General features: G+C 56.9%; 23 protein-coding genes, 1 tRNA gene and 2 riboswitches. Of the genes, 13 read left to right on the forward strand and 11 right to left on the reverse strand.

The annotated features are described in order from the left end of the window. Nucleotides 1–137: 137 nt before the first annotated feature. The 5 genes from gcvH to ACN8ZM_RS00830 all read right to left on the reverse strand — a co-directional run bounded on the left by gcvH (nt 138) and on the right by ACN8ZM_RS00830 (nt 4,740). Complete coding sequence (gene gcvH, locus ACN8ZM_RS00810; protein WP_043184996.1) at nt 138–518, reverse strand: glycine cleavage system protein GcvH; 381 nt, start codon at nt 516–518, stop codon at nt 138–140. A gap of 117 nt (nt 519–635) precedes the next feature. Continuing rightward, nucleotides 636–1,754 carry a glycine cleavage system aminomethyltransferase GcvT gene (gene gcvT, locus ACN8ZM_RS00815; RefSeq protein ID WP_043184999.1) on the reverse strand — a complete coding sequence of 373 codons (1,119 nt, stop codon included), beginning with the start codon at nt 1,752–1,754 and terminating at the stop codon, nt 636–638. Nucleotides 1,755–1,838: 84 nt separating this feature from the next. Beyond that, nucleotides 1,839–1,972, reverse strand: a riboswitch (glycine riboswitch). A 33-nt stretch (nt 1,973–2,005) separates the two neighbouring features. Beyond that, nucleotides 2,006–2,108: riboswitch (glycine riboswitch) on the reverse strand. Between the two features lie 114 nt (nt 2,109–2,222). Beyond that, nucleotides 2,223–2,585 carry a hypothetical protein gene (locus ACN8ZM_RS00820; protein ID WP_011350564.1) on the reverse strand — a complete coding sequence of 121 codons (363 nt, stop codon included), beginning with the start codon at nt 2,583–2,585 and terminating at the stop codon, nt 2,223–2,225. 158 nt (nt 2,586–2,743) lie between these two features. Continuing rightward, a complete protein-coding gene (locus ACN8ZM_RS00825; protein ID WP_043185002.1) occupies nt 2,744–3,796 on the reverse strand; it encodes an oxidoreductase in 1,053 nt (350 codons plus the stop codon). Nucleotides 3,797–4,032: 236 nt separating this feature from the next. Further along, nucleotides 4,033–4,740 (reverse strand): SGNH/GDSL hydrolase family protein, encoded by a 708-nt coding sequence (locus tag ACN8ZM_RS00830; protein ID WP_043185005.1) that lies wholly within the window; start codon nt 4,738–4,740, stop codon nt 4,033–4,035. Nucleotides 4,741–5,038: 298 nt separating this feature from the next. Between ACN8ZM_RS00830 and ACN8ZM_RS00835 the strand changes: the two genes are divergently transcribed. Continuing rightward, nucleotides 5,039–7,126: a UvrD-helicase domain-containing protein gene (locus ACN8ZM_RS00835; RefSeq protein ID WP_089449685.1), complete on the forward strand. Its 2,088-nt coding sequence runs from the start codon at nt 5,039–5,041 to the stop codon at nt 7,124–7,126. 117 nt (nt 7,127–7,243) lie between these two features. On the opposite strand, the gene ACN8ZM_RS00840 is transcribed toward ACN8ZM_RS00835, so the two are convergent. Further along, the gene (locus ACN8ZM_RS00840; RefSeq protein ID WP_043185010.1) at nt 7,244–8,134 is read right to left on the reverse strand and encodes a c-type cytochrome; all 891 of its coding nucleotides are present in this window, start codon (nt 8,132–8,134) and stop codon (nt 7,244–7,246) included. 251 nt (nt 8,135–8,385) lie between these two features. On the opposite strand from ACN8ZM_RS00840, the gene ACN8ZM_RS00845 reads away from it, so the two are divergent. From ACN8ZM_RS00845 to ACN8ZM_RS00875, 7 genes are all read left to right on the forward strand, one after another. Then, nucleotides 8,386–8,461, forward strand: a tRNA-Arg gene (locus tag ACN8ZM_RS00845). Nucleotides 8,462–8,650: 189 nt separating this feature from the next. Beyond that, a complete protein-coding gene (locus ACN8ZM_RS00850) occupies nt 8,651–9,010 on the forward strand; it encodes a hypothetical protein (protein ID WP_176323250.1) in 360 nt (119 codons plus the stop codon). 1 nt (nt 9,011) lies between these two features. Further along, a complete protein-coding gene (locus ACN8ZM_RS00855) occupies nt 9,012–9,167 on the forward strand; it encodes a hypothetical protein (protein ID WP_176323249.1) in 156 nt (51 codons plus the stop codon). A gap of 648 nt (nt 9,168–9,815) precedes the next feature. Then, nucleotides 9,816–10,295: a hypothetical protein gene (locus ACN8ZM_RS00860; protein WP_420210411.1), complete on the forward strand. Its 480-nt coding sequence runs from the start codon at nt 9,816–9,818 to the stop codon at nt 10,293–10,295. Continuing rightward, nucleotides 10,268–13,270, forward strand: coding sequence for an AAA family ATPase (locus ACN8ZM_RS00865; protein WP_176323247.1), 3,003 nt, complete (start codon nt 10,268–10,270; stop codon nt 13,268–13,270). Before ACN8ZM_RS00860 ends, ACN8ZM_RS00865 begins: the two co-directional genes overlap by 28 nt. A gap of 193 nt (nt 13,271–13,463) precedes the next feature. Beyond that, complete coding sequence (locus ACN8ZM_RS00870; RefSeq protein ID WP_176323246.1) at nt 13,464–14,462, forward strand: replication initiation protein; 999 nt, start codon at nt 13,464–13,466, stop codon at nt 14,460–14,462. A gap of 243 nt (nt 14,463–14,705) precedes the next feature. After that, nucleotides 14,706–15,134, forward strand: coding sequence for a hypothetical protein (locus tag ACN8ZM_RS00875; RefSeq protein ID WP_176323245.1), 429 nt, complete (start codon nt 14,706–14,708; stop codon nt 15,132–15,134). Between the two features lie 111 nt (nt 15,135–15,245). On the opposite strand, the gene ACN8ZM_RS00880 is transcribed toward ACN8ZM_RS00875, so the two are convergent. Further along, the gene (locus ACN8ZM_RS00880; protein ID WP_176323244.1) at nt 15,246–16,658 is read right to left on the reverse strand and encodes a tyrosine-type recombinase/integrase; all 1,413 of its coding nucleotides are present in this window, start codon (nt 16,656–16,658) and stop codon (nt 15,246–15,248) included. 402 nt (nt 16,659–17,060) lie between these two features. Here ACN8ZM_RS00880 and ACN8ZM_RS00885 point away from each other — a divergent pair, with 402 nt between their 5' ends. The 3 genes from ACN8ZM_RS00885 (at nt 17,061) to ACN8ZM_RS00895 (ending at nt 19,679) form a co-directional block, all read left to right on the forward strand. After that, entirely contained in the window at nt 17,061–17,528 is a 468-nt protein-coding gene (locus ACN8ZM_RS00885) for a hypothetical protein (protein ID WP_143330947.1), read from the forward strand. A gap of 30 nt (nt 17,529–17,558) precedes the next feature. Continuing rightward, nucleotides 17,559–17,888 (forward strand): helix-turn-helix domain-containing protein, encoded by a 330-nt coding sequence (locus ACN8ZM_RS00890; protein ID WP_043185016.1) that lies wholly within the window; start codon nt 17,559–17,561, stop codon nt 17,886–17,888. A 144-nt stretch (nt 17,889–18,032) separates the two neighbouring features. Continuing rightward, a complete protein-coding gene (locus ACN8ZM_RS00895) occupies nt 18,033–19,679 on the forward strand; it encodes a TIGR04222 domain-containing membrane protein (protein WP_420210412.1) in 1,647 nt (548 codons plus the stop codon). A gap of 205 nt (nt 19,680–19,884) precedes the next feature. On the opposite strand, the gene ACN8ZM_RS00900 is transcribed toward ACN8ZM_RS00895, so the two are convergent. The 3 genes from ACN8ZM_RS00900 to ACN8ZM_RS00910 form a co-directional block, all read right to left on the reverse strand. Then, complete coding sequence (locus ACN8ZM_RS00900; RefSeq protein ID WP_089449689.1) at nt 19,885–20,184, reverse strand: flagellar protein FliT; 300 nt, start codon at nt 20,182–20,184, stop codon at nt 19,885–19,887. 21 nt (nt 20,185–20,205) lie between these two features. Continuing rightward, a complete protein-coding gene (fliD, locus tag ACN8ZM_RS00905) occupies nt 20,206–21,708 on the reverse strand; it encodes a flagellar filament capping protein FliD (RefSeq protein WP_420210413.1) in 1,503 nt (500 codons plus the stop codon). Nucleotides 21,709–21,875: 167 nt separating this feature from the next. Further along, nucleotides 21,876–23,390, reverse strand: a complete 1,515-nt coding sequence (locus tag ACN8ZM_RS00910) for a flagellin (RefSeq protein ID WP_420210414.1) — start codon at nt 23,388–23,390, stop codon at nt 21,876–21,878. Nucleotides 23,391–23,921: 531 nt separating this feature from the next. Here ACN8ZM_RS00910 and rpsU point away from each other — a divergent pair. Then, nucleotides 23,922–24,134 (forward strand): 30S ribosomal protein S21, encoded by a 213-nt coding sequence (gene rpsU / locus ACN8ZM_RS00915; protein WP_006401410.1) that lies wholly within the window; start codon nt 23,922–23,924, stop codon nt 24,132–24,134. A gap of 121 nt (nt 24,135–24,255) precedes the next feature. Here rpsU and ACN8ZM_RS00920 read toward each other — a convergent pair whose 3' ends face one another. Further along, the gene (locus ACN8ZM_RS00920) at nt 24,256–24,858 is read right to left on the reverse strand and encodes a DNA-3-methyladenine glycosylase I (RefSeq protein WP_420210415.1); all 603 of its coding nucleotides are present in this window, start codon (nt 24,856–24,858) and stop codon (nt 24,256–24,258) included. Nucleotides 24,859–25,000: 142 nt separating this feature from the next. On the opposite strand from ACN8ZM_RS00920, the gene ACN8ZM_RS00925 reads away from it, so the two are divergent. Next, nucleotides 25,001–25,882 (forward strand): BadF/BadG/BcrA/BcrD ATPase family protein, encoded by an 882-nt coding sequence (locus ACN8ZM_RS00925; protein WP_420210416.1) that lies wholly within the window; start codon nt 25,001–25,003, stop codon nt 25,880–25,882. Nucleotides 25,883–25,911: the final 29 nt, after the last annotated feature.

The raw sequence follows: 25,911 nt of genomic DNA on the forward strand, positions 1-25,911 counted from the left end.
CCTTGGTCGGCCCAGGCTAGCGCGTCAGCGCCGACTCGGGCCCCATGCTTTGCGGTCGACCCGGGCGGCGCCTTGACGCCGGCCCGGGTTCCGCGCGGGGCAGGGCGGCTGACCCGTCCCGCGCGATTCAGGGAGGGTTAGTCGATCAGCTTGCTGTAGGCGGCAGCGTCGAGCAGGTTGTCGGTCGATGCGCCGGCTGCGAGCTTGATCTTGAACAGCCATGCGTCATACGCATCGCCATTCACGTCTTCCGGGGCGTCGGCCACGTCCGTGTTGATCGCGACCACTTCGCCGGTCACGGGCGAGTAGATGTCCGACGCGGCTTTCACCGATTCGACGACGCCGATCGCGTCGCCTGCCTTCACTTGCGAGCCGACTTTCGGCAGCTCGAGGAACACGATGTCGCCAAGCGTGTTCTGCGCGTGATCGGTGATGCCGATCGACAGCGTGCCGTCTGCTTCGGTGCGGATCCACTCGTGTTCGTCGGTGTACTTCAGATCGGCCGGGACGTTGCTCATCGGATGCTCCTGATAAAAGGGTTTGTTCGTTTTGCTGGCGCGCCGCCGGGGCGCGCCGGGTGTGGTGTTGCGCCGGGCGCCATCTCCCGGCTTCCCGGGAGGCGGGCCTCCCGGCCGTTACGCAGCGAGGACCTTGCCGTTGCGCACGAACGGCAGTTTTACCACGCGCGCGGGAAGATTCTTGTCTCGAATTTGCACCTGGACCAGGTCGCCGATCTGGACGGCTGCCGGCACGCGCGCGAACGCGATCGATTCCTGCATCGACGGCGAGAACGTGCCGCTCGTGATCTCGCCTTCGCCGTGCGGCGTGACGACCTTCTGGTGCGCGCGCAGCACGCCGCCCGCCTTGCCGTTTTCCTTCTGCAGGATCAGGCCGACGAACGCGGCGCGGGTGCCGTTGGCTTCCAGTGCGGGGCGGCCGACGAAGTCGCGCGGCGCGGTGAGGTCGACCGTCCACGCGAGGCCCGCGTCGAGCGGCGACACGGTGTCGTCCATGTCCTGGCCGTACAGGTTCATGCCGGCCTCGAGGCGCAGCGTGTCGCGCGCGCCGAGCCCGCACGGGCGCACGCCGTTTTGCTGCAGCGCGTTCCACAGCGCTTCGACGTGCACGGCCGGGACGATCACCTCGAAGCCGTCTTCACCGGTATAGCCGGTGCGCGCGACGGTGAGATCGCCGAACGGCGTGCCGGCGACCTGCGCGGCGTTGAACGGCTTCAGCTCGCTCGTCGCGGCGCGCGCGGCGGGTACCGTCGCCCAGGCCTTTTCGCGGGCGTTCGGGCCTTGAACGGCGACGATCGCGAAATCGCGGCGCGGCGCGATCGTGACGCCGAAGCCGCCTTGCTCGTTCAGCTGGTTGAACCACGCGATGTCTTTCTCGGCCGTGCCGGCGTTGACGACGACGCGGAAGAATTCTTCGGTGAAGTAGTAGACGATCAGGTCGTCGATGACGCCGCCCTGCGGATTGAGCAGGCACGAGTAGAGTGCCTTGCCGGGCGTCTTGAGCTTGCCGACGTTGTTCGCGATCGCATGCTCGAAGAACGCGCGCACGCGGCTGCCGGTGAAATCGACGACGCACATGTGCGACACGTCGAACATGCCGGCGTCGGTGCGCACGGCTTCATGTTCTTCGATTTGCGAGCCGTAGTTGACGGGCATGTCCCAGCCGCCGAAGTCGACCATGCGGGCATTGAGCGCGCGGTGCGCGGCGTTGAGCGGGGTGTGATTCAGTGCAGTCATCGAGGCCTCAGGCAAGGCGCTTGCGCGCGGATCAGAACGGCCATGTGCCGACCACCGCGGCCGACGGCCTGCGAGCGATCCGGTACATGCCCCTCTGTCCTCGATACCTGAGAGATTGCGTTGCCGGCCTGGCCTGGCGAACGCGCGCCCCTTCGGTGGGCAGCTTGCCCGCGCAGCTGATGCGCTGCGGGCTACTGCCGCTCTCCAGAGTGCGGGGAGAGTATGGCCCGCGCAATGCGCGGACGGGATTCCCCGACGCGGTCGGTCCTTTTGCCTGAGAGTTTGCGGGTGTGCCCCTTCGGCGGCGCAACCGGGTTGAAACAGCCCGGTTACACGCTCTCCCGACGCGTGCGGGCGACTGTACGCGAGCGGGTGGGCCTTGTCAATTTGAGCAAAAGAATGTCGCTTCGCGACAAGCGGCGGCAGCCGGTGCCGCCGCTTTTTTCCGCACCGGCGGGCGCCGGCGCGCTACTCGCCGATCGCGCGCGCGGCCGTGTCGAGTTCCTGGTTCAGCACGCGCTGTTCGTCGCCGGACAGGCCGCCGCTGTGCTGCGCGGACATGTCGTTCGATTCCTGGCGGATCACGTCGAGACGATGGTGAAGCTGCGCGCCGTACGGCGGCGGGTAGTAGCCGCCGTTCACGCGCGCATCGATACGGCGGTGCAGGTTGTCGATCCGGCCCTGGATCTGCTGCATCCGCTCGTTCGCGACGACCTGCGGATTTGGCCGCGGCGGGGGCGCCGGGCGGACCGGCTGCTGCGGCTGCACGATACAGGCCGCAAGCGAGGAAACCAGGACGCAGCACGCTGCCGCGCGAATCAACCGTTGCATCAACATTCTCCTGACGGATTGGTGTCGGATCGACTTTTTTGAGAAACGCATCAGACCGGTCGGACGCTGACTTTCGTTCCCCCGGCATTTGTAACTGAATGTTCGGGGCGGTCCAAGTGCGCGTGCGCCGGCCGGCCGCTGCCGGCCGGCGCGCGGCGTCAGATCGTGCGGCGCACGAACGGCAGCCGGCGGCCGTCGTGCTCGCTCTGCGCGGCGAGCTCGATGATCGTCATCACGTCGACGGCGTCCTGCGGGGTGACGGGGAACGGCGCACCGTCGCGGATCGACGCGGCGAGCGCACGGTAGAACTCCGCATACTGGCCGTCGAGCGTCGGCACCGGGCGCTCGACCTCGACGTCGCCGTCGAGCACGCGCAGCAGGCCGGGCGGGTTGCCGCCGCCGAATTCGACGTCGTCCGCGGTGAGGCCGGCCTTGAGCTGGTCCTCCTGCGTGTCGAGCCCGAACTTCTGGTAGCTGCCGCCCGTGCCGTGCAGCGTGAAGCGCGCCGGTTCGATCGCCGACAGCGCGCTCGCATGCAGCGCGACGTCCTTGTCCGGATAGCCGAGCTGCAGATGCACGAAATCGGGCGCCGTGCCGTTGTCGCGGCGCGTCTTGACGGTCGCGCCGACCGTTTCCGGCAGGCCGAACAGCGCGAGCGCCTGGTCGATCAGGTGCGGGCCGAGGTCGAGCAGCAGGCCGCCGCCGCGAGCGGGCTCCTCGCGCCAGCGCGTGCGCGGCGTGGGCCGGAAGCGGTCGAAGTGCGACGCGAAATAGGTGAGCCGGCCGAGCTCGCCCGATTCGACGATGCGGCGCACGGTGAGGAAATCGCCGTCCCAGCGGCGGTTGTGGAACGGCGCGAACAGCCGGCTGCGCGCGTTCGCGAGCCGCGCGAGCGCGAGCGCCTCGTCGGCGGTGAGCGTGACGGGCTTGTCGACGACCACGTGGCGGCCGGCTTCGAGCACCTGGCGCGCGAGCGCGAAGTGCGTGTCGTTCGGCGTGGCGATCACCACGCATTCGATGTCGTCGAGGCCGAGCAGCGTGTCGAGATCGGGGACGACGCGCGCGCCCGGATACGCCGCCTGCGCGCGATCGGGTTGCCCCGTCGCGATCGCGGCGACTTCAGTGCGGCCGCTCGTGGCGATCACCGGCGCGTGAAACGTCGCGCCGGCGAAACCGAAACCCATCAATCCAATCCTGAGCAATGACGACATGGCAATCCCTGGCTGCGAACGAAACTAAAGGATGGCGCGCCGAGACGGCGCGAAGACGACCGGCTATTTTGGCATGGCGCCGCCGCTCGCACTGGCGCGTTTGGGCGAAACGCGCGGCGCGAGGCGGCGCTTGCGCAAGGAACGCCGGCAATTTGCGCAGGCCCCCGCCTGCTGCACGCGCGGGGTTGCCCGCCGGCTCACGCGGTGAGCGGCCGGCGCCGGGGCACCGCGCCGCGTCATGCGGCTGCCCGCTGCCGGACGGCGGCGGCGACCTGGGCAGCCCACGCGGCGCAGGCGGTTGCACCGGGGTGGAAGCCGTCGGTGGCCATCAGGTGGCGCTCGAGCGGCAGCGCGACGCGCAGGAACGTGCAGTGCGGCTGCGTGGCGGCCCAGCCGGCGAGCGCCGTGTTGAGCCGCTTCGCGCGCAACCCGAGATACCACGCGAGCGGCTGCGGCAGCGCCGGAAAGCGCTCCATCGGCGGCACCGCCGACAGGATCGCGTGCCCGACCCGGAAGCGCGCGGCGAGCAAGCGGACGAGCTCGGCCTGCTGCGCCTGCCAGCGGGCCGGCGGCACGCCGCCCGTCACGTCGTTGACGCCGAGCGACGTGACGGCCACGTCGAACGGCTCGGCCGGCTCGGCGGCGAGCCAGTCGACGAGCTCCTGCGTGGTGAGGCCCGTGCGCGCGAGCAGCTTCCAGCTCACCCGATGGGTGGCCGCGAGCGCGTTCGCCAGTTGCCCGGACAGCGCGTCGCGCTGCGTCGCGACGCCGACGCCCGCGGCGGCCGAATCGCCGACCACCAGCACGCGCAGCGGCGGGCCGTCGCCCGCGACGCCGTCGCGCGGGCCGGCCGCCTCGGGCAGCCGCGGCGTGACGCGGCGCACGTAGCGCCCCTGCGCGAACAGCAGCGGGCCGAGAGCGGCGGTGGCGAACGGGTATCCCATGATGTCGATCCGGTGGCGGTTCAGGTGGTTCATCCAGGTGGTTCAAGCGGGCCGGCGCGGGGCGCCGCCGGGTGGACATATTGTGGCTGATCGGTGCGCGAACGGGGCCGGATTGGCCGAACGGACAGGGGGCGGCCGCGGGATCTGCCCGCGCGGCCCCGTCCGGCGGCGCTCCCGAAAAGCACGCCGCCGACGTGTTAACATGCCCGTCCTGCCCGCGTGTCCACCTGCTTCGCCAGCCTGCCGCGCACGGCATCCTCCCGGCGTTCCGCCGTCAACCGCAACACCATCCGCCATCATGTCCGCAGGCCTCAATCCCGCCCAGAACGAAGCGGTGCGCTACCTCGACGGTCCCTGTCTCGTGCTCGCCGGCGCGGGCAGCGGCAAGACCCGCGTGATCACGCAGAAGATCGCGCACCTGATCGAAGCCAAAGGCTTCGAGCCGCGCCACATCGCCGCCGTCACGTTCACGAACAAGGCGGCCGCCGAAATGCGCGAGCGCGTGTCGAAGCTGCTCGAGGGCAAGACGCTCACCACGCCCGGCAAGGAAGGCCGCAAGGTGCCCGTCAACCAGCTCACCGTCTGCACGTTCCACTCGCTCGGCGTGCAGATCCTGCGCCAGGAGGCCGAGCACGTCGGCCTGAAGCCGCAGTTCTCGATCATGGATTCGGACGACTGCTTCGGGATGATCCAGGAGCAGATCGGCACGACCGACAAGGGTCTGATCCGCAAGATCCAGAGCACGATCTCGCTGTGGAAGAACGGCCTGATCATGCCCGACGAAGCGATGACGATCGCGGCCACCGAGGACGAGCACCAGGCCGCGCTGGTCTACCGCAACTACGTCGCGACGCTGCATGCGTACCAGGCGGTCGACTTCGACGACCTGATCCGCCTGCCCGCCGAGCTGTTCGCGAAGAACGAGCAGGTGCGCGACCGCTGGCAGAACAAGCTGCGCTACCTGCTGATCGACGAGTACCAGGACACCAACGCGTGCCAGTACGAGCTGCTGAAGCTGCTCGCCGGTCCGCGCGCGGCCTTCACGGCGGTGGGCGACGACGACCAGGCGATCTACGGCTGGCGCGGCGCGACGCTCGAGAACCTTGCGCAGCTCGGCAAGGATTTCCCGAAACTGCACCTGGTCAAGCTCGAGCAGAACTACCGGTCGACGGTGCGCATCCTGACCGCCGCGAACAACGTGATCGCGAACAACCCGAAGCTGTTCGAGAAGAAGCTGTGGTCCGAGCACGGGATGGGCGATTCGATCACCGTCACGCCGTGCAACGACGAGGAGCATGAAGCCGAATCGGTCGTGTTCCGGCTGTCCGCGCACAAGTTCGAGCGGCGCGCGCAGTTCCGCGACTACGCGATCCTGTATCGCGGCAACTTCCAGGCGCGGATCTTCGAGCAGGTGCTGCGGCGCGAGCGGATCCCGTACGTGCTGTCGGGCGGCCAGTCGTTCTTCGACAAGGCCGAGATCAAGGATCTGTGCGCGTACCTGCGGCTGATCGCGAACGCCGACGACGATCCCGCGTTCATCCGCGCGGTCACCACGCCGCGCCGCGGGATCGGCAACACGACGCTCGAAGCGCTCGGCTCGTTCGCGGGGCAGGCGAAGGTGTCGCTGTTCGAGGCCGTGTACATGGGCGGGATCGAGGCGCGGCTGTCCGCGCGGCAGGTCGAGCCGCTGCGGATGTTCTGCGACTTCATCCAGCGCCTGACCGAGCGCGCGGACAAGGATCCCGCGACCGCCGTGCTCGACGACATGATGGAGGCGATCCACTACGAGGCGTACCTGTACGACGCGTTCGACGAGCGGCAGGCGCAGTCGAAGTGGCAGAACGTGCTCGAATTCCTCGAATGGCTGAAGCGCAAGGGCACCAAGCCCGAGACGGAGGCCGTCGACGGCGAGGCGCAAGGTTTCCACAACGCGGACGGGCTCGCCGATACGGGCAAGAACCTGCTCGGCCTGATCCAGACCGTCGCGCTGATGTCGATGCTCGAGGGCAAGGACGAGGATCCGGACGCCGTGCGGCTGTCGACCGTCCATGCGTCGAAGGGGCTCGAGTATCCGCACGTGTTCCTGGTGGGGGTCGAGGAAGGCATCATGCCGCACCGCGGCGGCTCCGAGGACGACGGCCCGATCGACAACGAGCGGATCGAGGAGGAGCGCCGGCTGATGTACGTCGCGATCACGCGCGCGCAGCGCAGCCTGCATCTGAACTGGTGCAAGAAGCGCAAGCGGGCGCGCGAGACGGTCGTGTGCGAACCGTCGCGCTTCATCCCGGAGATGGGGCTCGACGAGGCGCCGCCGCCCACGCCGGAAGAGGCGCCGATGTCGCCGAAGGACCGGCTCGCGAGCCTGAAGGCATTGCTGCAGAAGTGACCTGGCGGTGTCGCCGCCGGGCGCGCGGTGTTCCGGCGATCCAGTGGTCCGCCGGCAAAACAAAACCCCCGCGATGCGTGTGCGTCGCGGGGGTTTTTTACTGACGGCCGGGTGGGCTTACTTTGCCGCGTTGACCATGTAGTCGACGGCGGCCTTCACGTCGGCGTCCGACGCGCTCGACCCGCCCTTCGGCGGCATCGCGCCCTTGCCGTGCAGCGCGTAGTTGTAGACCGTATCCATCGAGTCCTTCAGGCGCGGCGCCCAGTCTTCCTTGCTGCCGAACTTCGGCGCGCCGAGCACGCCCGCCGCGTGGCAGGCCTGGCAGGTCGACGTGTACAGCGCCTTGCCGGCGTCGGCGCCGGCCGGGGCAGCAGCGGCTGCGGGCGCTTCTCCGGCCTTCGGGATCGCGGCGATCGCGGCCTGCGCGGCGGCGATCTGCGCGCTCGCGGCGTCGGTCGCGCCCGATGCGGCTGCGGCGCCGCTGGCGGCCGGTGCCGCGTTGGCAGCCGGCGCGGCCGGTTCGGGGAAGTTCGCGCCGTCGTTGTTCGCCATGTAGACGATCGCACGGGCGATTTCATAATCGCTGACGTCGTCGGGGCTCGTGCCGCCGCGCGGCGGCATCGCGCCCTTGCCGGCCAGGGCCGTCTTCAGCAGCGTGTCGAAGCCTTGCGAGATGCGCGGTGCCCAGTCGTCCTTGTTGCCGAACTTCGGCGCGCCGGCGGCGCCCGTGCCGTGACAGGTCACGCAGACGGCCTTGTAGACTTCCTCGCCGGTCTTGTACGTGCGGGGCGCGTTGGCGTCCTTCACGTCGACCTTCGCGAGCGGGGCGATGCGCGCGGCAACCTGTTGGTCGGATAGCGCGTCGGTGCCGGCGCCGGAACGGAACGCATGGTTCGCGTAGTTGGCGAACAGGACGATCAGGATGATCGGAATCGCGAACGACGCGATGATGACGGCAATCAGCTGCCCGGGAGTTTTGACGGGAGATTCGTGGGGTGCTTCGCTCATGCTTGCCTCGTCTCCGTGATTAGGAATTGTGAGCGCGGTGCAACGGCAAATGGCAGTCCAATGAAGCCCGGTCGATTATAGACGGAACGTTTACATCACGGCGAGCGGTGCGATGGCGCGTGTTTACCCGCACGCAGCGTGGTTCGGCGAGGATTCGTCGGGCAAGGTGGACGCGTCATGGGAAACCGGGTATCCTTGCCGTCTTGCCAATCGTGGGCGGCCTGTATATTGGGGTCGCTTCGTTGTCACAGGCGCCCGTAGCTCAATGGATAGAGTACTGCCCTCCGAAGGCAGGGGTTGCTGGTTCGATCCCAGCCGGGCGCGCCACTCAAAGCCTTGCTGGGTAAGGCTTTGATAGATATTACGAAATTGTAATAAATCTTTCAGTCCCTTTTGTGGGAAAGTTTTGGGGGAAGAAATTCTTTCAAATAGCTTTCGCGCACTTTCCAGCGCACCACCAGTCAAAGCCATTCCAAGTCAGGAGTGGCTTTTTTCATTTGTGCTCTCAATTCCACTATGAACCAGTTCTACTATACAAAGGAAGCAAGAGACCTTTTCTTCAATCATTTGAGGGAGATTGGTTTTGTTGATGTTTTGTTAGATGGAAATGATGGCGGATTGATTTTCACATTTGCTGATATAGTAAAAAATTATATTGATTTTGATAATTTAGGGTTCAAATTTACATTAGGCGAGTCTTTAAATTTTTTTGATATAGAAATGCTTGCAGAGCAAATTCATATCGACCATAGTCATCAGGTAGACATAGATTTGAAAGCAAGATTGATGGAAATCTACACAATACTTGATGAAAAATTCAAAGCAGAAAAGCTTTTGTCTAGCGATGTAAAACCATCAAAAGATATGAGGTTTTAGAATGTCTAACAATGAAGAAACTATTGCTTTGTTATCAATTCTGGAGTTAAATAAAAAGGATATTGAGCAAAAAAACTATCGTTCAGTTGATGAAGTTTTTGCTGAACTTGATAGATTGGACAAACAAGAAGGGGTCATTGATGACGATAAAAATTGACATTTCCATCGTTGAGAGTAGCAAGGAAGAGATAGCTAATAAGCTCGAAGAAATCGTTGAGCTTTTGCGAAAAGGAGTGGAGCAGGAAAGGGGCTCTTACTACAATCATCAAACATTAGATTTATGTAGTTATGACCTCAAAGTTAGACCGATTCACTAAGAAAATTTCAAAAGATAGTCAGCTATTGCTGACTATTTTTTTTGCCCTTTTCTATCTCTAACTTGAAAAGTTTTCAGTCGAAAATTTGTAAAGTGAGCGATAGAACATGACAAAAAAACACTGCCAACTATGACAGTGAACCTACCAAAAAAATCATCATTTGCATAAGGTAGTTTTGAAAAACCTAAACGCAAAAGAAGTGATGTTAAAACTAAAAATACAAATATCTTTTCTCTATTTTCCACTATTGTTCGTCTCATATTTATCTTGTTGTTGTTGAGACTAAAACTACAAAGAAAAATCAAAAAGTCAATAGTGGATTATCAAAAATCAAAACCTAACAGCAGAGCACCTAACTTCCTTTTACAAGGAATTCAGGTGCTAATCGCTACAACCCTTATAGAATAAGGCTCGGGGCTGGTGAGCCAGGGCTATTGACTTTTGGGAAAAACCCGCTAACTTATTCTTATAGACTTATGAGAATAATAATGGAAAAGAACAAAACAAAGACATATGAAACAAAGCTTCAATTGACATTAGAAACAAAAGAAAAATTGAAGGCTCTTGCTCTCAAAACCAAAAAAACCAACAGTGATTTAGTGTCAAATCTTGTGGACAATTTTGACCAAGATTTAGATATTTTCAAGAATACTGAATATATAAAATCACGAGAAAAAGTGTTCGTTGACATTGCTCAACTTGCAAAAAATCTAGCTCAATATCAAGCAGAATTTTTCAACGCAGTCAAACAGATTGAGAAAAACATCAACTCAAATGTTGATAGTTTTAGAGACGAAATTTCATCAACTGAACAAAGAATTAAGTCTCAAGTTTCTGATTATCGCAATAGTAATATCGAAACCCAAAATAAGATTGCTCAACTTTTTAGAGAGCAAACATCAAAGATAGATAGCATAAAAAATTTCATAGAAAACTTATCTTGGAAATCTCTATTGGGGAAAAAATAATTATGTTTATTATGGGTCCACTAGGGGATTGGGATTACTACGCTGATAGCGAAGAAAATTTGAACTCACCAAAAAAACTAGAAGACTATTTGAATATGGACAATTCAAAGGCTAGTTTCGTCGGTGAATTTCTCAATGGTCTTCCATACTCAAAAGCTGCTTACAAATCATTTTACGAAGGAACTGATTTGGAAGGAAACAAGATAACGAAAAAGCAAGGAGAGCATAAGCCTGGTTATGACCTTGTTTCTACTTTTGACAAAAGTATTAGTCTTTTGTATGCCTCAATGAATAGAGAGCAAAGAAGGGAAATGGATAAAATCATTCGAGAAGAAACATCAAAAATTATGCTCGAAGATTTTAAAAAATACATCGTTCCATCTTGCAAAAAAGAAGAGTATCAGGAAATAGATTGGACAAAAACAAAGCTTGCTATGGCTGTTTTCACTCACTATGAAAATAGAAATATGGACCCGCATTATCATAGCCATATCAATCTATTGAATTTTGCTGAGTTCACATTCAAAGATGGAAAAACAAAAACACTTGCTATCGACCCAATAAATTTATTCAAAGCTCAAAAGTTGCTATCAGCAAAACTCGATTTTGCCATTGCTAAGTCTTTAGGAAGAAAATTCAATATCTCATTTCAAAATGTAGATGGTTCATTGAGAGTGGATGGTATAACGCAAGAAAATATTGACAAATTCAGTGATAGAAATAAGCAATTGCTCAATCAATTTGAGCAAAAGAAGAAAGCCGAAGGTGTTTTATTTAGTTCAAGGCAGGAGCTTGAATCTGCTTTTGATGATGAATTTTCAAAATCCCAAAAAGCTAAATATCTAGAAGAAGTTAGAAAGGGAACTGCTAAGCAGAAGGAGGAGTTAAGCTATAACGAGCTTATGTCTCACTTCGATAAAGTTTTGAAGGAAAAAACGCCAAATCTGTCATTTGAAAGAGTTCAGTTTTACAAGGCTTCTAATAAATTGTCTAGAACTGAAGTAATCAAGAAGTCGGTTGAATTGATTGATGGCTTGGTTGATAAAAATTCAATATTCACAAAAGACCAACTTCAAACAGAGCTTTACAGAAATTTCTTGGGAATGAAGATTGAAGAAGATGGAAAGATAAAGTATTTAGATGTAGATAATATATTTTCTTTCCTCAAAGAAAATCAATACTTCGTTGAGGTTGAAAATGGGGAATTGTCAACAAAAGAGGTCATAGAAAAATCATTTGAGGCTATAGAAAAAGTCAAATCTATGAAGATTTTACCATTCCATATAAAAGCCTCAACTATTGAGCAGATAGAAAAAAACGAGAAATTCAATGGATTTAATAATACTCAAAAGCAAGCAATGCTTGTTGCTACCAATAGCTCAAAAATTTCACATATAACAGGAGACGCTGGAACAGGCAAAACAAGCTCTGTTATAGCCTATGCTGCTGACTACTACAAAAGCCTTGGTTGTGAGGTTATAGGGCTATCTACACAAGGAAAAACAGCCCAGGCATTGGAAGAAGTAGGCATTGATAAGACATTCAACATCGAGAAATTTACAAGAGATGTTGACGCAGGAAAAACAGTCATAAAGTTTGGAAGTGTATTGATGATTGATGAGGCTGGTATGGTTTCAGCCAATCATTACCACAAGCTCCTATCAATAGCCGAAAAATCAGGCTCTAAGCTTGTTCTGGTGGGTGATAACAAGCAGTTGTCTAGTGTTGCTTATGGGAATATGTTCACTTCAATCGAAAAGGAGCTTGATAAATCATCAAAATCTAGACTTGATGCTAATGTAAGACAAAAAACACAAAATCAGATTGATATAGCTGAGGCTTTTCGAGATAAAAAACCAGAGAAGGCTATTGAGCTACTAAGAAATAATAAAAATCTTTACACATCAATGAAGAAGAATAGTAGAGAGGATTTGGCAAATCAGCTTGTAGAAAAATATTTTTCAAGTGAATTTGAGAGAAAGGTAGTTATAGCTTTCAAAAATGATGACGTGAACTATCTTAATGACAAAATTAGAGGTAGATTGGCAGAAACTGGCAGGCTTGAAATAGCTAATCAAGTGAGTATTGATGTTATGACCAGTTCAAGCTCTAAAAAACCTGCTAGTCGTAATTTCACAGTTGGAGACAGTATCGTTCTCACTGGAAACTTGAAAAAAACCAAAACTCAACCACGAGTTGACAATGGAACATTGGCAACAATCAAAGAAATAAACCACAAACAAATAATTTGTATCGATGGCAATGGCAATGAGTTTTCATTTTTTGTCGATAAATTTAATCAGTTTAATCATTCCTATGCTCTCACTACATATAAAAGCCAAGGAGCAACAGTTCAGGAGGCTTTTATATATAGTGATGGCAAAACTACATCAAATCAAAGCTATGTTGATTTTTCTCGCCACACTGACAAAGTTAGCTTATTTATTGATGAAAGAAATTTAGATAACTTCATTAGCAATAGCAAAAAAGGGCAAGAGAGGTTTGATATAACTCAATCAGACGAGGCCAAATCAATCTATAAGAGTGTGGTAGATGAAAAACAAAAGGCTTTTGAGTTAGAAAGACTTAATCTAAAAAACATATGCGACGATATTAATAGGTTTGTGAATGAGTCTAGGTTAAAGGCAAAGGAATTTTCAAGTAGCAATGGATACTTCAAAGACAATAAAAGAGCCTACGAGTGGTATTCAAAAGAGCTTGAATTAACATTTGAATATAAGAAGTTGCTGGAGAAAAATTCTCTCAAAACTAATGATGTATATAAAAAATCAAAAGAGTTGTTGGATGGAAGAATTAATTTATTGGGTAAAAATAAGGAAATAACACTCGGCAATATGCAGATTGATATTAGAAAAGCGCAAGAAGATTTGCAGAGAAAAATTGAGCAAGCTAGACAGAAACAACAACAAAATGAAGAGCAGTCTAGAAAGAAAAGTAGGGGTTTGACGTTCTAATTAAGTTAATTATTGACTATTATCTTTTTTATGATAAAACATAAGAACAAAAAACAAAATCGGCAAGCTGGCGACTGGAAATCACAACTTACCGATATTATTAAAAACAAAGTACGACAAGCACTTATAAAAATAATAATATCGAATAAATTGCAAAAGTCAATACTTGCCATAAAAATAAAAAGGCAAGTATATGACAACAATAATAGAAACATTCAATAACCATTTGTTAGAAAAAGTCTGGTGCACAAATTCATTCGAAGACGGCTTAAAAGTAAGAAGTAGAGAAAAAGCCATAGATTTCAACTACATTGGTTTGAATAAACCACTCACAAAATACATATCATTAGATATAGACAGGGGTAGTGATTCAACATATATGTTTGAGACTAAAAACATGCCATTACCAACAATAATCACTATCAATCCAGAATCAGGAAATTGCCACTATCTCTATGGTCTAAAAAATCCAGTTTCTTTTTATGAAAACTCACGCACAAAGCCTCAAAGATATTTCGAGCAAACAACATTAGCCCTAGCCAATGAATTGGAGGCAGATTTAGCGTTTGCTCACACTATTGTGAAAAATCCAAACTCTAAGCATTGGAAGATACTTGAACACGATGTTTACTACGACCTAGAAGATTTTGGGGAGTATCTAGATATAAACCAATATGGAAAATTTGAAAATGTGAAAAAATTGGACATAGATAGTTCAAGTCGAAATGTTTGTTTATTTGATAATTTGAGGCATTGGGCTTATAAAGAGATAAATGTTGTTGAGTGGGTAAGCTTTGATAGATGGTTCATTGCTGTTGAGTCAATGGCTAATCACTTCAATGATTTTGATGTGAAGTTACCTGAGAGTGAGGTAAGACATACAGCCAGGTCAGTTGCTAAATGGGTATGGAAACACAGAGACGAGATAAATGGAGCAGTGAATAGAGGTGTGATGACTAGATTGGGGTTAATATCTAGCTCGATGAATTTGGAGCAAAAGCAACGAGCCTCAAACCTATATACTGCTGATGTGATTGTATCTAAAACAAAGGGTAAAATTGCTACTGCAATAATTCAATTGAAGTCTAGCAATCAAAAGATTACTCAAAAATCTATTGCAATGTGTTCTGATTTGTCAGAAAGAACAGTTAGAAGATATTGGAATGAATTTCAAGTTATGATTAATCAGTGAAATTATTTTTCGAAAAACAGGCAATTCGGTGTATATCAGATAATTACTTTTTTAGTGTCTTTTTGTTGTGGCTGGCAAGCAGGCACAGACAAAGACAAAAAGACAAGGGGTTAATAAAAAAGTAAAATTCATAGAGGAAGTTTGAAACCTAGGTTTCATTTTTGGTTCTTTTGTGAATATTGTTAGATAATAGAAGATGTGCTATCCTATGAAGGTAGTTCAACCACATATAAGAGGGTAACAATGTCGAAGATTGATGCTCAAACATTGGAATTGTTGGACCAAGTTAAGAGTGGTAAGGCAGATTTCAGCGAATTTTTGAAACTTGCTGATATTTTAAAAGAAAAAGGTATTCAAGAAAGTAAGAGTAAACTTCAGGAGAGGTTGCAAAAAGTCAAAGATTTGATTGATGAATTGAAGCTTAATCACGAAGATGTAATTGAGTTTTTGGAGGGTCCAAAAGAAGAACTCATCAAGTGGACTGATGAAAATGGGGTTGAGTGGATTAGAAAAGATGGTGATTTAGCTACTCAAAAATGGCTCAAAGAATTAAGCAAAAAGATTTCCCAAGCAGAGCTTGAAAAACATATCGTAGCTACATCGGATCAGGGTAAGACCAAAGCTAAAAAGACTATTGCTGGCTTGTATGTAGCAAAGACTGAAACAAAGTGAGTTTTACCAGAAACACCAAAGCAAAAGGGGTCAATCGACCCCTTTTTTAATGCCTCTACGACTTGAATACAGAGCTTTTGAGCCTCTGGCGTGGATTTCCAGTCCACACCATCAACTTTTCTTCAAAGCCTGTTCCATGAGCTTTTGTTGAAGCTCCCCAATCCTTTTGATTTCTTCTAGCAGTTCTTCCCTGCTTAGTTCATTGGATTTGGTTTGTAGAGCCTCAATCAAAGTGTTGTTATCAATGTGAGTGTAGCGAGCATTGATTTTAGTATCTTCGTGCCCAACCACTCGCATAATGTCCTCGGTTGTGGCTGTTCCATTAGCCAAAGCCAAAGCAGACTTTTTCCTATTTAGTGGTTCAACAATCTTAGATTGTAGATACTCAGTGTCAGTAATGCCTGTTAATTTCGATAGTTGATGAATATTCATATTTTGGCTTTCGTTGAGCCTAGAAATGAACTCATGTCTCAAAATATGCAGCTTAAATCCATCGATTTTTACCCAATCTTGAAGTCGTTGGATATTTTTTTTGAAACCATCAACAGTGTATTGAAACAATCTGTCGATAGGGTTTGTATCAATATTGCTTTCTTTATTTCTTTTTAGTGTTCTTTGTAAACAATCAAAGGCAATATCATTGATAGGAATAATGCGGCTTTTTTTAGCTTTGGTTTGAGTATTGATTAAAGTAATAAATTTATTATCAAAATCAATCTGTTTCCAAGTTAAAAATAATGCCTCACTTCTTCTCATTCCAGTTGAGAAAAGTAGCATTACAATGTCAAGCATTGCCTTGTTTCTAAATTTCTTGAGCTTTTCAAGAATTAGAGCCTCATTATCAGTTGTTATCCTGATTGGTTCAGGCATAACGACAGTAGGCAAGAGGGTTTTTCTTTGGTTGGTGCTCAACCTAGCAGGGTTTGACCTGTATTGCTCAGCTAGATTTTTATAAGTGATAGGGATAGTGTCAAAGCATTGAGCTAAAAGCCCAAGTTCTTTGACAATAGTAGCTCTAGCAATGTTTTGAGCTTTTCTTTCTTTTATGTATAGCTCAATAATATCAGTGTTTATTTGAGAGAGCTTTAAGCTGCCAAACTCAACTTTTTCACTGTCATTGGTGCTAAAACTAATGCCTAGACTTCGCTGAGTGAAAAGCACTTGCTCACTATTCAAAGGAATAGTTGTAGATGGAATTGAGCCAATGAGCTTGGTTCTATCAGTGCTGTAACTGGCTAGATGGGTTCTAGTTTTGCTAAAAGCAAGTAGAACACTTCTAAGAGGTGGATTTGTGAGTTGTTCAGCTAATTTTTGTTGTATTAAATCTTGATAATTTTGTTTTTCTCGTTCTTGTTCTAGATATTCTTTACTTCTCACATAGATAGAATAGTCGTTTGCCTCTTCCAACGACTGAAAAACCTTATCTACCTTGATAGTCTTGTTTTTGATTTGAACCCTATAAGAGATATTGACCCCATTTTTCCCCTTATAGCTCTTGATGGATACCCCAAGTTCCAACTTCACCACGCACCCCCTCAAACCTGTTGTTGAGCCTGGTTCAGTGTATCGTTTAGGGGAAGATTTGGGGGAAAATTTCTCCCTAAAATGGCTCTTTTTCTGGGTGATTGCTCAAAAAATAGGCAGGTGAGTTGTTTTTATGTGATTGATTTTAAAGCATTTGCCACCTTACGAGACGAAAGACTACAAAACTCCGAAGGCAGGGGTTGCTGGTTCGATCCCAGCCGGGCGCGCCAAAACATGCCTGTTCAGGCACTCGGCGGTTTCGCCGTCTCGTCGTTTTCCCGTTTGCAGTAATATCCCGGCCAGTCGGCGGTTGTCCGCGTGGCGGTTTTCGATCGCGTGCGCCGGGCGACGACCGAATCTCCGGGACTCCGTTACCCCGAACCGACGAATACGCAGAACCGCATGCAACCGCTACTGATGCCGGTCAACAGCCACGACCTCGTGGCCGTTTCCGTGATTGACTCGCCGAGTCCCCACGTGTTGCGCGCAACGGTGCAGCACATCTATTCCTGCCGTCATGGCATCACGCCGGACCATCTCGGCACGGTGTTGCAGTTCTACAGCGGGCCGATGACCTGGGGCAACCTCGCGCTCGAGGTCGGTGAATGTGGCCTGCTGTTTGTCCACAAGGTGTCGGGAATCTTCAATGAATACCCGTGGCGCGGGCACATGGTGCTGGAAGAGGTGGACGGCGAACGCTACGCTCGCCTGCAATATGCAGACGTGTGGCTGAGGCCCAATCTGCCCGAAGCGGTCAGGGCGGCATCGTATGCGCATCCGACCCGGCGCAACCATTCGCTGGTCCGGTTCGACGTGCTCGAAGCCTATCTGAAGGCGCTGATTGAAAATGTCGATCGAAACGAGAAATAGCCGCGTCGCCTCGCGGGCGGCGATCACCGCATGAGCCAATCACTCCCCGTTCAATTCATCAACGGGCCGGACGGTACGCCGGCCTTCGTCGTGATTCCGTACGCCGACTATGTCGCGCAGCAACGGGTCACGCGCGACCCGGTTCCGCATGAGGTCGTGACGCGCGCCGTGTTCGACGGCAGCTCGCCCGCGCGCGCGTGGCGCGAATATCTCGGGCTGACGCGGGCCGAGGTCGCGCAGCGGATCGGCATCAGTCGGTCGGACTACGCGAAACGCGAGAAGCGCGAGAAGCTGCGCAAGTCGGTGCGCAGGAAGATCGCCGCCGCGCTCGGCATCACGCTCGCGCAACTCGATTTCTGACGTGCGGCGCGGCAAACGCGCCTGATGCCCCGGACGCGGCCGGCGTGCCGGTGTCGTGTTGCCTCGTCGTTGTGCGAGAATTGCCCGCAACGACAACTCCAAGCGTCGATCGCGGCGGCCGTCCGCGCATCGCGCCGACTCCCGATGGCTGCCATCCCGTCTACCTCGACCGCAGTCGATGTCCGTGCGCTCACCGACGCGCAGCAGGCGCTGCTCGCGCGTCTCGACGCCTATTCCCCCGACGACCCGAACGCGCCGTTGCCGTACAGCCGGCGCCTGGCCGAAGCCGAAGGCTGGTCGCAGGCGCACGCGCTGGCCGTGATCGACGAATACAAGCGCTTCGCGTTTCTCGCGCAAGCGGCCGGACACCCGGTCACGCCGTCGGTCGCGGTTGACGCCGCGTGGCATTTCCACCTGCAATACACGCTCGAATACTGGGACGTGTTCTGCGCCGGCGTGCTGCGCGCGCGGTTGCATCACATGCCCGGCACGGGCGCGCCGGACGAGGCCGCCGTGTACGCGCAGCGTTACCGCGACACGCTGGACAGCTATCGCCGGCTGTTCGGTTGCGAGCCGCCCGAGTCGATCTGGCCGCCGCCGCCCGGCCTGTGCGACGCATCCGGAGCGCCGCAGCCGGAACCGTCAGCCGTGAGCGGGGCGCAGAAGGCGGATTCGCCGACCGCCCCGCCGGCAGGCAGGACCTGGCGCGCCCGGTTGCCGAAGCTCGCCTGGCCGGCGGCCGCCGCGAGCGTCTCCGCGACCTGCGCATCGGCGCAGGACTTCAACGTGCTGAACTACGCGGGCCCGCAGTTTCTTGCGTTCTACGTGCCGGCGTGCGTCGTCGCGTTGTTGTTGATCATGGTGCTGCAGGCGATCGAGTTCCGGCGCCGCCGGTGGGGCGGGAGCACGCGCAAGGCGTCGGCCGACCTGAGCACCGACGAAGTCGCCTATCTCACCGGCGGCGAAGCACGGGTCGCCCAAGTCGTGACGATGTCGCTCGCACACGCGGGCGCGGTCGACTTGTGGGCGGTCCCCGGACACGGCGGCTACGTGCGGATCGCCGACCTGGATCGTGCCGGCCGGCATGACGACCACTGCGCGTGGCTCAAGGAGCGGCCGTCCGGCATTGCGCGCTACGACCTGTTCCGCGACCGGCTCGCCGGGTACGCGCGGGAGGTCGTCGACGGGATGCGCGCGCAGGGCTGGCTCTGGGCACCCGGCGAGATGCGCGCGTCGCGCATGGCCGCGCGTGCAATCGTGCTGATCGTGCTGGGCATCGGCGCCGCGAAACTCGCGATCGGCCTGAGCCGCGGGCGGCCCGTGCTGCTGCTTGCCGTCTGCATGGTGGTGTTCGCGGTCGCGTACCGGATCGTCGCGCGGCGGCTGACCGGCTTCGGGCGCGGCGGGGCGACGGCTGCGGGGCGCGCCGCGCTGCTCGCGCGCCGGATCGCGCACGATCCGCGGGCCGCACGCGACCCGCGACCCACGCCCGACACGCAGGCCGCGCAACCGGCGCAGGATCGCGAACGCGGCGATCCGGACCCGCTGCTGTGGACGGCCGCGCTGTTCGGCACGGCCGCGCTGGCCGGCACCGCATGGTCGGTGTATTCGCAATCCGTGCAGGCCGCGTCGCGGATGTCGTCGCTGGTCGCCGGGAAAGCGGGCAGCGGCAGTTCGTTCGATGCGTCGGACAGCACTTGCTCGTCGTCGAGCTGCAGTTCGTCGAGTTCGTGCAGTTCTGGTTCGTCGTGCAGCTCGAGCAGTTGCGGCGGGTGTTCGTCGAGTAACTGAGCGCGGGTGGTGTGGCGGTGCGTGCCGAATCCGGCAAGTTGTACCGCGGCTGGCCGCGAGTACCGCCGTTGGTGTGCGCTGGATCGACCAGACAAAAAAATGCCCGCACAAGGCGGGCACGAGTCGAACGAGCACGCCCTCACTTCGGCGTGTAGTGCTTGTTGTTCGTGGGCGCGTATCGCCGCAGGCGATGCGCTGGGCGTTCTTACAGGCGTGCCATGTCGTGATACTCGCCGACGGCCTGCACGCGGCCCATCGCGACGTGATACTCGTCGGTGAGCTCGCGCTGGGCGCGATGCGCGTTGGCGACGACGCTTTCGTTGCTGGCCTGAATGCGGCGAATGGCGGCGATGCCTTCCGGCGGCTGGTCAGGGGTCAGCGCCATGACGAGCGGCGAGCGGACTTCCGCGAGGCGGGCGACTTCCGTCCAGTCGGCCATTGCGGTCGCGTGTTCGATGTCGTCGGTCAGCGCATTCAAACGCGCGATCAGTTCGTGCTGTTCCATGGTCGATTCCATTCGCGTCGGTTACTTGTTGTTCGACATCGCGCCGGCACTGTTCTGGCCGCCGAACAGCTGCGTCAGGTACTGCGAATTGTTGTTCATCGTCGCCATCAGCGTGTTGAGCGCGGTGAATTGTGCCTGGTACTGGTTCGTCAGCTGCGTCGCGTAGTTCGACAGCGTCGTCTGCTGTTGCGCGATGCTCTTCAGGTCGGCGTTGAGCGCGGACGTCCGCAGGTCGATCAGGCCGCCCGTCTTCGTAAAGTTGTTGATTGCCGTCGACATCTGCGCGCCGACGCCGTTCGTCGAATTGAAGAGCGCGGCGACGCTGGCCGGGTTGCTCTGCAGCGCGGTATTGAGCTTGGTGCTGTCGGTCTGCAGCGTGCCGTCGGCTTGCAGCGTGATGCCGATCGACGACAGCGTGATCGTCGAGCTGCCGCTCTTCACGCCTTGCGTCACGAGCGACGCGAGCGTGTTCTTGACCGTGCTCAGCGTCGAGTCGCCGAGCAGCGGGCCTTGCGTCGCTGCCCCCGCCGTGAACTGGGTGAGCGTGCCCATCGTCGTGACGAGCGTGTTGTAGAGGTTCACGAAGTTGTTGATCGCCGTTGCCTGCGTCTTCGTGTCGGATGCGATCGTCAGCGTCTGGGCCTGCGCGGCGCCGACCGCGGCCGACGTCAGGTTCAGCGTGACGCCGGCGATCGCGCTGGTGACCGTGTTGGTCGAGCTCGTTGCGCTGATCCCGTTGATCGAGAAGGCGGCATCCTGGGCCGCGGTGCTCTGCGTCCACGCGGCGCTGCTGTTGGCCGACGTGAAGGTCGACGGGCCGCCGTTCTGTCCGGGAACCGACTTGACGCCGAGATTCGACAGCCCGGCGTCGCCGCTCAGGTTGCTGACCGCAACGCTGATCGTGTTGGACGCGCCGGTGGCCGCCGAGCTCAGCACGAGGTGGGCGCCGTCGGTGCCGGTGACGACCGTCGCCGTGATGCCCGGGTTGCCGGATGCGCCGTTGATCGCGGCCGCGATGCCCGCCACCGTGTTGTTCGAGCTGTCGATGTTGACGGAGAACGACTGATTGCCCAGCGACAGGGCCAGCGTGCCGTTGCCGAGGCCCTTGGTCGGATCGGCGAAGCCGGTGGACGACAACGCCTGCGCCGCGGCGATCTGGGTGACGTTCACGTTGTAGGTGCCGGCGACCGCGCCCTGGCCGGCCGTCGCGGTGAGGCCGTTGCCGCTGGGCGTCGCGGTGAAGGTGCTCTGCAGCGAGCCGTTGGAGAGCGTCGTCAGGCTCGCCTGCAGCGCGCTCAGCGCGGAAGACAGCGTGCCGAACGCGGAAATCTGGGTGTTGTCGGTGGTTTGCTTGGCGGTCAGCGCGGAGGTCTGGCCGGCCGTTTTCGCATTCACGAGCGCCGTCACGAGCGAGTTGACGTCCATCGTCGAGTTGCCGGTCGAGCCGCTGATGATCGACTGCGCAGCTTGCTGAAGCGCGCTGTTCGCATTGGCGCTGGACGTATTGGTGTTGACGGTGGACATGTGACGGCTCCGTGCCTGGGATGAGCGATGCGTATCTGGTGATCGAATGCGTATTGCGCGAAGGCTTTGGGTTGTCGCGATTCAAGCAGCCGAATCGCGCAAGCCAAAGCGCCCGGGGCGCCGCGCGATGCGTTGCGCGGGGCCCCGGGCGAGACGCCGTGAAGCGATTACTGCAGGAGCTTCAGGACCTGCTGCGGCAGCGAGTTCGCTTGTGCGAGCACCGAGATGCCTGCTTGTTGCAGCACCTGTGCCTTGCTCAGGTTCGCGGTTTCCTGTGCGAAGTTCGCGTCCTGGATTTGCGACTGGGCTTGCGACAGGTTGGTCGCTTGCGCTTGCTGCGTCGTGCTGATCGCGGTGAAGCGGTTTTGTGCAGCACCCAGCGTTGCCTGGATGTTGTTCACCGTGGCCAGCGCGTTGTCGATCGATTCCATTGCCTGGTTGGCGCCGGCCGTCGTGCTGATGTTGATGTCGGCGACGCGCGGCGGCACGTTGGCGAGGTTGGTCGAGTTGATTGCGCTTTGCGAAGCCAGGCCTTGGGTCGTCGCGTTGGTCGTCGCGGAGCCGATGGTGGGCCGCAGCGTAAGCGAAGCGCCGGCCGTCGCCGTCGCAGCGGTGACGGTGAACACCTTGCTGGTGACGGCGGCCGCCAGTGCGTTGCCGTTCTGATCCTGGAACGTGAAGCCGCCGGCGCCGTCCGACAGCACGGAGATCGACGTGATCGTTGCACCCGACTCGTTCGGGGCGATAAAGCCGCCGTTCGAATCCAGGCTGAGGCCGGTGATCGTGCCAATCGCGGCGCCAGCGGCCGGGCGGCCGGCTACGCCGGAGCCGTTCCCCGCGTTGGCGGCGTTGATCGCGGTAACCGAGCTGCTCGTCGCGGCGGATGCTGCCGCCGGCGAGCTGGTGATCGAACCCAGTGCGCCGCCTGCCGCTGCGGTCAGCGACAGTGCCGTACCCGAGCCGGTCGTATTGGCGCCGAACAGGCTCGTGACCGTGCCGCTAGCCAGTGCCTGGTTGTTCTGGTCGGTAAACTTGAAGCCGCCCTGGCCGTCGGACAGGATGTTGATCGTCGTGATCGCCGGCGTTTGCGTGCCGGTCGTCGCTGCGCCGGCGCTCGTCAGGCTCAGGTTCGTGAGCTGGCCGAGCGTCGCGCCGTTCGTCGGCAGGCCCGTGCCCATGCTTGCTGCCGAGACGCTTTGCGTCAGGTTCAGCGTGATGGTTTGACCGACGTTCGCGCCGACCTGGAAGCTGACGTTGCCGGCCGACCCGTCGAGCAGGTTCTTGCCGTTGTAGTTCGTCTGCGAAGCGATACGGTTCACTTCGGAGATCTGCTGCGAAACTTCCTGTTGCAGCGCTTGCTGGTCGCTGGTCGACAGCGAGCCGCTCGATGCCTGAACGGCCAGCTGGCGGATACGCTGCAGGCTCGACGTGATCTGCGACAGGCCGCTCGATGCGGTCTGGATCATCGACACGCCGTCGTTCGAGTTCGACACGCCCTGGTTCAGGCCGTTGATCTGCGTCTGCATCCGGGTTGCGATCGCGAGACCGGCTGCGTCGTCTGCTGCGCTGTTGATGCGCTTGCCCGACGACAGGCGGGTGATTGCCTGCGACAGGGCGTTCTGCGAGCCGTTGAGGTTCTGCTGTGCAACCAGCGAGTTGATGTTGCTGTTAATTCCGAGCATGGAAATTCTCCTGTTTAAGCCGAAAGCCCTGGAAAGCCGTTTTGGCGTCGGCGGAAGCACTCGTTCATTGCTGGCCGCCTCAGAGCAGGATTTCGGCGCACCAAAACAAAACTTGAGGGGCACGTTGAGATTCGGCCCGATTTTTTATCCTTCTTTGTCATTTCGGACGGGCCCGGCGCGATGCCGAATGAAACGGGGGCAGAAACAGGATGGCGGCCGGCTCCGGCACGCAGTCGCAACGCTGTGCACACGCAAGCGACAAAAGGGTGGTTTTGTCTGTGATTCCCTGCTATGATGGCGGGCTGAATTGAGATTTCTGTCACGCCTCTGCCGTTTTCGGCATGTCTGCTGGCAGTCAAACGCGGCGCTGCACGCGGCTTGTGAAGCGTACTCGCGGTGCTTTCCGCCTCTCTTTTCCGGCCTCCGAGGCCGTATTTCCGCTCGTTTCGCCTGTTTGTGGGGACGCTCGGATGGCCGGTGCGTGGCGCTTGGCCGCTACGTTTTTGACCGTTTAAGCAATTTAGGAACGACATGACGACGATTCTTCTGAAAGAAAACGAGCCGTTCGAAGTGGCGATTCGCCGCTTTCGCCGTGCTATCGAAAAAAATGGCCTGATCGCTGAACTGCGCGAGCGCCAGTCCTACGAAAAGCCGACCGCAGTCCGCAAGCGCAAGAAGGCAGCAGCCGTCAAGCGCCTGCACAAGCGCCTGCGCAGCCAGATGCTGCCGAAGAAGCTCCACTAAGAGCGTCTGACGGTTTGCCGCGAAACGGCGGAGCGTGCTTCGAAAGAAGCCGCTCCGCCGTTTTGCTTTTGGGGGCCGGGAAAATCCCGAGGCCGTGACGGCTCCGGTGCGCCCCGCGCCGTCAGCCAGCGTTGCGCCGGCGTGCCGGCTGCTTGCCGCCGAGCGCCGCGCATTGCGCGTGGCACGGGCAACCGACCTCGTGATCGTTGACCATGCCGGTGGCCTGCATCAGCGCATAGCAGATCGTCGAGCCGACGAACTTGCAGCCGTACGCCTTCAGCGCCTTGCTGAGCATGTCGGATTGTTCGGTCGACGCGGGGGCGTCGCGGTACGACTGCCACGCGTTCTGGATCGGCGTATCGCCGACGAACGACCACAGGAACGCGGCGAGCGACCCGTGCTCTTCGCGAATGCGCTGCACGGCGCGCGCATTGGTGACCGCCGACTCGACCTTCGCGCGGTTGCGCACGATACCGGGATTCTCCAGCAGCTTCTCGATGCGCTTCGGCGTGAAGCGCGCGACGGCATCGACGTCGAAATCCGCAAAGGCCTCGCGATAACCCGCGCGCTTGTTCAGGATCGTCGACCACGACAGCCCGGCCTGCGCCCCTTCCAGGATCAGCATTTCGAAGAGGTGGCGATCGTCGTGCGACGGCACGCCCCACTCGGTATCGTGATAGTGAGCGTCCGCTTCCGTCTTCACCCAGTTGCACCGCTGCGACATCGTCTGCCTCGTTTTCAGTATCGACTCGAACGCGTCAGCATAGCGTAAGCCCTTTTCGCGGGACAACCGGCCGAACGGCAGATGGGCGCGCGGCGCCGATCCGGTTAAGCTTGGCGCCTGTTCGAATCAGCGGGATGAAGGCATGGCGGCATTACTTTTTGCGATCGGCATCGACGGCGGCGGCACGGGTACGCGCGCAGTGCTGGCCGACCGGCACGGGCGCGAACTCGCGCAGGGGCGCGGCGGCCCGTCGGGGCTCGGGCTCGGCATCGAGCGCGCGTGGGCATCGATCGGTGCGGCCTGCGCGGACGCGTTCACCCAGGCCGGTCTCGCATTCAACTGGTCGCAGTGCGCGCTCGGTTGCGGGCTCGCGGGCGTCAACAATGCGGCATGGCTGGCCGCGTTCCGCGCGCAGGCGCCGCTCGGCGCGCTGGCGGTCGAGAGCGATGCATATACGACCGTCGTCGGCGCACACGGCGGCGCGCCGGGGCTGATCGTCGCGCTCGGCACCGGCAGCATCGCGGCGGCGCTCGATGCGGCCGGCGCGTGCCGCATCGCGGGCGGCTTCGGCTTTCCGTCCGGCGACGAGGCGAGCGGCGCATGGCTCGGCGTGCGTGCGCTCGCGTATGCGCAGCAGGCGCTCGACGGCCGCGTGCCGCGCGATGCGTTCGCCAGCGCGCTGCTCGCGGAAACGGGCGCGCAGGATCGCGACGCGCTCGTCCAGTGGTCGTGCGATGCGAACCAGACGATCTACGCGCGGCTTGCGCCGATCGTGTTCGCGCACCGTTCGCATCGGGTCGCGGGCGCACTGATCGCGCAGGCGGGCGACGAGATCGGCAAGATGATCGACGCGCTCGATCCGCAGCAGGTGCTGCCGGTCGCGCTGTGCGGCGGATTGGCGGACGCACTGGCACCGGCCGTGCCGGCGCGCCATGCCGCCCGGCTGCGCGCGCCGCTCGACGATTCGGCGCACGGCGCGCTACAGCTCGCGCTGCAGGCGCTGCGGGAAGCGGAAGGCGGTTGAAGGCGTTCGAGGGTGGTTGAAGGCGCCCC

Source organism: Burkholderia aenigmatica (assembly GCF_048627025.1).
GTDB lineage: Bacteria > Pseudomonadota > Gammaproteobacteria > Burkholderiales > Burkholderiaceae > Burkholderia > Burkholderia aenigmatica.

Bases quoted from the DNA above. Each gene is read 5' to 3' on its own strand.
- gcvH (WP_043184996.1), bottom strand. From the start codon at position 518: ATGAGCAACGTCCCGGCCGATCTGAAGTACACCGACGAACACGAGTGG.
- gcvT (WP_043184999.1), bottom strand. From the start codon at position 1,754: ATGACTGCACTGAATCACACCCCGCTCAACGCCGCGCACCGCGCGCTC.
- ACN8ZM_RS00820 (WP_011350564.1), bottom strand. From the start codon at position 2,585: ATGCAACGGTTGATTCGCGCGGCAGCGTGCTGCGTCCTGGTTTCCTCG.
- ACN8ZM_RS00825 (WP_043185002.1), bottom strand. From the start codon at position 3,796: ATGTCGTCATTGCTCAGGATTGGATTGATGGGTTTCGGTTTCGCCGGC.
- ACN8ZM_RS00830 (WP_043185005.1), bottom strand. From the start codon at position 4,740: ATGGGATACCCGTTCGCCACCGCCGCTCTCGGCCCGCTGCTGTTCGCG.
- ACN8ZM_RS00835 (WP_089449685.1), top strand. From the start codon at position 5,039: ATGTCCGCAGGCCTCAATCCCGCCCAGAACGAAGCGGTGCGCTACCTC.
- ACN8ZM_RS00840 (WP_043185010.1), bottom strand. From the start codon at position 8,134: ATGAGCGAAGCACCCCACGAATCTCCCGTCAAAACTCCCGGGCAGCTG.
- ACN8ZM_RS00850 (WP_176323250.1), top strand. From the start codon at position 8,651: ATGAACCAGTTCTACTATACAAAGGAAGCAAGAGACCTTTTCTTCAAT.
- ACN8ZM_RS00855 (WP_176323249.1), top strand. From the start codon at position 9,012: ATGTCTAACAATGAAGAAACTATTGCTTTGTTATCAATTCTGGAGTTA.
- ACN8ZM_RS00860 (WP_420210411.1), top strand. From the start codon at position 9,816: ATGGAAAAGAACAAAACAAAGACATATGAAACAAAGCTTCAATTGACA.
- ACN8ZM_RS00870 (WP_176323246.1), top strand. From the start codon at position 13,464: ATGACAACAATAATAGAAACATTCAATAACCATTTGTTAGAAAAAGTC.
- ACN8ZM_RS00875 (WP_176323245.1), top strand. From the start codon at position 14,706: ATGTCGAAGATTGATGCTCAAACATTGGAATTGTTGGACCAAGTTAAG.
- ACN8ZM_RS00885 (WP_143330947.1), top strand. From the start codon at position 17,061: ATGCAACCGCTACTGATGCCGGTCAACAGCCACGACCTCGTGGCCGTT.
- ACN8ZM_RS00890 (WP_043185016.1), top strand. From the start codon at position 17,559: ATGAGCCAATCACTCCCCGTTCAATTCATCAACGGGCCGGACGGTACG.
- ACN8ZM_RS00895 (WP_420210412.1), top strand. From the start codon at position 18,033: ATGGCTGCCATCCCGTCTACCTCGACCGCAGTCGATGTCCGTGCGCTC.
- ACN8ZM_RS00900 (WP_089449689.1), bottom strand. From the start codon at position 20,184: ATGGAACAGCACGAACTGATCGCGCGTTTGAATGCGCTGACCGACGAC.
- fliD (WP_420210413.1), bottom strand. From the start codon at position 21,708: ATGTCCACCGTCAACACCAATACGTCCAGCGCCAATGCGAACAGCGCG.
- ACN8ZM_RS00910 (WP_420210414.1), bottom strand. From the start codon at position 23,390: ATGCTCGGAATTAACAGCAACATCAACTCGCTGGTTGCACAGCAGAAC.
- rpsU (WP_006401410.1), top strand. From the start codon at position 23,922: ATGACGACGATTCTTCTGAAAGAAAACGAGCCGTTCGAAGTGGCGATT.
- ACN8ZM_RS00920 (WP_420210415.1), bottom strand. From the start codon at position 24,858: ATGTCGCAGCGGTGCAACTGGGTGAAGACGGAAGCGGACGCTCACTAT.
- ACN8ZM_RS00925 (WP_420210416.1), top strand. From the start codon at position 25,001: ATGGCGGCATTACTTTTTGCGATCGGCATCGACGGCGGCGGCACGGGT.